The organism is Lactobacillus sp. ESL0237 (genome assembly GCF_003692985.1).
In the GTDB taxonomy this organism is placed as follows: Bacteria; Bacillota; Bacilli; order Lactobacillales; family Lactobacillaceae; genus Lactobacillus; species Lactobacillus bombicola.
Genome location: NZ_REHE01000022.1, coordinates 1 through 1,660 on the forward strand (window position 1 = coordinate 1; position 1,660 = coordinate 1,660).

At 42.2% G+C, this 1,660-nt stretch carries 2 protein-coding genes; both read left to right on the forward strand.

The genetic code is table 11. The annotated features are described in order from the left end of the window. Window positions 1-38: 38 nt before the first annotated feature. Window positions 39-920, forward strand: coding sequence for an L-ribulose-5-phosphate 3-epimerase (locus tag F5ESL0237_RS08325; protein WP_118895838.1), 882 nt, complete (start codon window positions 39-41; stop codon window positions 918-920). Between the two features lie 10 nt (window positions 921-930). After that, window positions 931-1,659, forward strand: a complete 729-nt coding sequence (locus F5ESL0237_RS08330; RefSeq protein WP_122022400.1) for an L-ribulose-5-phosphate 4-epimerase — start codon at window positions 931-933, stop codon at window positions 1,657-1,659. Window position 1,660: the final 1 nt, after the last annotated feature.

Sequence of the window (1,660 nt, forward strand, 5' to 3'; positions counted from 1 at the left end):
TAATTTAAGCAAGTTAAAAAAGGAGTTGAATGTGCATCATGACAACTAATGCACTCGGAATTTACGAAAAAGCTTTACCACAAGATCTATCCTGGCGGGAAACGTTTGAATTAACACATGACTTAGGTTTTAATTTTTTAGAATTTTCGATTGATGAAAGTGATCAACGATTGGCGCGGCTTGATTGGACACGCCAGCAACGCCAGGAATTTCGTGACCTAATGTGGGCTACTAAGACACGCATTAATAACTTAATGCTCTCTGGTCACCGCCGCTTTCCTTTGGGCTCAGCCGACCCCCAAATTCGCCAGCAGGCATTAACGATGATGCAAAAGGCAATTGATTTGTGTGTTGACTTAGGCATTCATAACATTCAAATGGCGGGTTATGATGTTTATTATGAAGAAAAGACGGCTTCTTCGCGTGAATATTTTGTAGAGAATTTGACCAAGTGTGTGCATATGGCCGCCCAAAAAAATATTATGCTATCAATTGAAACGATGGATGATCCCTTTATTAATAACCTGACGAAGATTAAGCATTACCATGATTTAGTTAAAAGTCCTTGGTTACAGGCTTATCCGGATTTGGGTAATTTAAGTGCTTGGCCTAATCAAGATGTAGCTGCAGAAATTGAAAATCAGATTGATACCATTTGTGCGATTCATTTAAAAGACAGTCAAAAAGTCACTGCAACGTCACCTGGTCAGTTTAAAAACGTGCCCTTTGGTCAAGGTTGTGTTGACTTTGCTGGCCTCTTACGCTTATTAGTAAGATTAGATTATCATGGTAGTTTTACAATTGAGATGTGGGCTGGCGAAAATGGTGCCAGTGACGCCCTCGAACAGGTCAAGGCCGCAAAACAATTTTTTACTAACTTGTTTGACCAAGTGGGCATTGAACAAGAAGAAGTCAGATAAGGAGAGCACAATGCTAGAAAAATTAAAACAAGAAGTTTATGAAGCAAATATGCAGTTACCCCAATTGGGCTTGGTAACCTTTACCTGGGGTAATGTTTCTGGAATTGACCGCCAGCAAGGCTTATATGTAATTAAACCGTCAGGTGTTAGTTATGAAGAATTAACGCCAGCGGACTTAGTAGTCGTCAATCTTAAGGGTGAAGTAGTTGAAGGTCAGTTAAACCCTTCTTCCGATACTCCTACCCACACCTATTTGTACAACCATTTTCCTAAGATTGGCGGAATTGTCCATACTCATTCACCTTGGGCGGTGGCCTTTGCGGCAGCTAAGATGGACATACCAGCTTTGAATACAACGCATGCCGATACCTTTTATACCGATATACCAGCAGCGGCTGCCTTAACTGAAGCCGAAATTACAGCCGACTATGAGGGCAATACGGGCAAGACCATTGTGCGAACCTTTGCAAAGCGGCACTTAGATTATGAAGCAACGCCCGGGAGTCTAGTAAGCCAACATGGGCCATTTTGTTGGGGGAAAACGGCCGCCCAGGCAGTCTATAACGCTAAGGTTTTAGAGGTAGTGGCAGAAGAAGACTACCACACCCTTATGTTAACTAGAGCAGATAGTCATGTGCCCCAGTATTTATTAGATAAGCATTACTATCGAAAGCATGGTCAAGGAGCGTATTACGGGCAAAATAATGCCCAGTCGCAGACCCATGCGAAAAGAAAATAAC

Coding starts and splice junctions, on each gene's coding strand:
- F5ESL0237_RS08325 (WP_118895838.1), top strand. CDS start 39: ATGACAACTAATGCACTCGGAATTTACGAAAAAGCTTTACCACAAGAT.
- F5ESL0237_RS08330 (WP_122022400.1), top strand. CDS start 931: ATGCTAGAAAAATTAAAACAAGAAGTTTATGAAGCAAATATGCAGTTA.